This window comes from Dactylosporangium salmoneum, from assembly GCF_039532525.1.
In the GTDB taxonomy this organism is placed as follows: Bacteria; Actinomycetota; Actinomycetes; order Mycobacteriales; family Micromonosporaceae; genus Dactylosporangium; species Dactylosporangium salmoneum.
This window is the reverse complement of the sequence record NZ_BAAARV010000016.1, coordinates 1-2,521: the sequence shown is the minus strand read 5'-3', so window position 1 is coordinate 2,521 and position 2,521 is coordinate 1. Positions and strand designations below refer to the sequence as shown.

The 2,521-nt window shown below is 75.0% G+C and carries 3 protein-coding genes; 1 reads left to right on the top strand and 2 read right to left on the bottom strand.

All coding sequences use genetic code 11. From position 1 onward, the window contains the following. Window positions 1-154 precede the first annotated feature (154 nt). Together ABD352_RS07830 and ABD352_RS07825 are read right to left on the bottom strand one after the other, a co-directional pair. The gene (locus tag ABD352_RS07830) at window positions 155-1,648 is read right to left on the bottom strand and encodes a S8 family serine peptidase (protein WP_344611552.1); all 1,494 of its coding nucleotides are present in this window, start codon (window positions 1,646-1,648) and stop codon (window positions 155-157) included. Between the two features lie 10 nt (window positions 1,649-1,658). Further along, window positions 1,659-2,015, bottom strand: coding sequence for a hypothetical protein (locus ABD352_RS07825; protein WP_344611551.1), 357 nt, complete (start codon window positions 2,013-2,015; stop codon window positions 1,659-1,661). Between the two features lie 220 nt (window positions 2,016-2,235). On the opposite strand from ABD352_RS07825, the gene ABD352_RS07820 reads away from it, so the two are divergent. After that, on the top strand, window positions 2,236-2,521 hold a 286-nt coding region (locus ABD352_RS07820; protein ID WP_344611550.1), incomplete at its 3' end, for a hypothetical protein.

Below are 2,521 nucleotides of genomic sequence, written 5' to 3'. Positions count from 1 at the left end.
CGCGTGGGACCGGCCCATCGCACGTCGGCCTTGTGCATGTCAGCCGTTTGCATGCCGGTCCCGTGTGCGCCGGTCCCGTGTGCGCCGGTCCCGTGTGCGCCGGTCCCGTGTGCGCCGGTCCCGTGTGCGTTGGCGTCTTGTGCGCCGGCCCGGCTCATTGCGGGCCGCCCGAGCCGACCGAGCGGGCCAGGGCGATGGCGCGCAGGACGTTGAGGCGGCCGAAGCCGTAGCGGGCGTCCTGGCCGGCCTCGCCGAGCTCGTCGGCCGAGCCGATGAGCTGCTCGATGACGTACGCGGCCCGCTTGAACCCCTCGTGGCCCGTGCGGATCGACGGCACCGCACTGAGCAGCAGCGCGACCGCCCCGGCCACGTGCGGCGTGGCCATCGACGTGCCGTTGAGCGCCTTCCACGTCCCGTCGAGGTACGACGAGGTGACGGCCATGCCCGGCGCGCAGATGTCGGGCTTGATGAACATCAGCGGCAGCTTGTCGGCGGCGATGAGCGTCGAGGTGATGACGACCTCCGACAGGCCGCCGCTGAAGCCCGCCACGACGTCGCGGTAGTCGGTCGCGCCGACGCCGAGGGCGAAGACGTCGCCGCCGGTGGTCGCGCCGGTCTCCCCGCCCCGGTTGCCGATCGCCGCCACCACCGGGATGCCGGCCCGCATGCAGGTCAGGAACGACTCGGTGAACACGTTCGGGGCCAGCGAGACGAAGCCGTCCTCGTCGTCGAGCAGCGGTGCGCTCAGCGACATGCTGATCACGTCCACCCGCTGCTCGATCGCCCAGGTGAGGCCGGCCTGGATCTGCGCCAGGGTGCCGCGGCCGTTGGGCAGCACCCGGGCCACGGCCAGCTCCGCCTCCGGGGCCACCCCGATCCACTGGCCGCTGCGGTCGCCGCCGGCGATCGTGCCGCACACGTGGGTGCCGTGGCCCTGGGTGTCCCGCGGGGTCGAGTCCACCGGGTGGCCCTGGTCGTCGAACTCGGCCCAGTGCTTCACCTTGCCGGCCAGGTCCGGGTGGTCGGCCTGCACGCCGCTGTCGAGCACGCCGACGGTCACGCCGGCGCCGCGGGCCCCGTAGGCGCCCCAGGCAGCCAGCGCGCCGACCGCGGTCACGCCCCACGACGAGGCGGAGTTCTCCAGTACCGCGGTCGGCAGCTCCCGCGCCGCGGCGACCGGCGGCAGCGCCAGCTCCACGTTCGGGTACACGGCGGCCAGCCCCGGCAGCCCACTCAGCTTGGCCAGCTCGTCCCGGTCGAGCTCCACGTAGGCCGAGCGCGAGGGCCAGAACGGTCGCACCGCACCGCCGCCCCCGCGGACCGCGTCGGTGGCCAGCAGCGGCTCCAGCGCCGCCGCGTTGGCGGAGCGGACCGCCGCGAGGCCGGGCTGGGCCGGGCCGCCGCCGGCCAGGTCGGGCACGGCCGGGCGGGCGTTGGGCACCCCACCCGCGGTGGTGCCGGCCAGCACGGCCGCGGACCGCACGGCCCGCACCGGCTCGGGCAGCACCTCGCGGGCCGAGGTGGCCTGGGCCCGGTGGCCGAGATCCGCCGCCGGACCGGCCGGGTCGGCGTGCATCTGCACGACGACGCCGACGGTGCGCCCGCCGTCCTCGTCGAGGACCTTCTCGATCTGCCGCCGCACGTTCATCGCCGCCTCCTCAGCCGCCGCAGGGGTACTCGCAGAAGCCGGTGCCGTCGGCGAGGGTCACGTAGCAGCCGCACCCCTCCGGCCCGCAGATGATCTCGACGTAGGTGACGTCGGAGTCGGCCTCGGCCGCCGCGTGACCCGGCGCGGGCACGAACCGCGGCGCCGCGTCCCGCGGGGCCTCGCCGGTGGTGACGGTGAAGATCCGCTCCATCTCGGCGAGCCGGTCGGCGATCTCGGCGGACAGCTCCGCCATGCGCGCCGCGTCGGCCTCGGCCAGCGGGTAGCGGTACGGGGCCACGTGCTTGACGGCGGAGGCGGGACCGACGACGTGCTTGACCGCGTCGGTCGATTCGTTGATACCGGACATTTCAGGTTCCCCCCTCGGTTGCGATGACACCAGCGTCGGGGCGGCGCCGACCTGGTTGACAGAACTGGACGGAACTGTCCGGAACCATCCAGCCTCACCTTCGGTAATCGCGTTGACACCGCGGTCCGGGCGTCGGGACAGTGGACGTGCACGCCGTCCACCCGAGGGAGTGCCGGTGGGAGCCCTGCCCAGACCCGAAGTCGACCCAGGCCCGTTACGCGTGCTCTTCGACCGTCTGCACGATCTGCACCACCAGGCCGGCTGGCCGAGTCTGCGCACCATGGCCCGCGAGGTCGGGTGCAGCCACGCCACCGTGGCCGCCGTGTTCTCCGCACCGCGGGCGCCCCGCTGGGGGCTGCTCGAGCTGGTGGTGGAGACCCTCCGCGGCGACGTCGAGGCCTTCCACGCGCTGTGGCTGGAGGCGACGTCCGGCCCGCCCGGCCCGCCTGCCCCGCCCGGCCCGCCTGCCCCGCCTGCCCCGCCCGGCCCGCCTGCCCCGCCTGCGC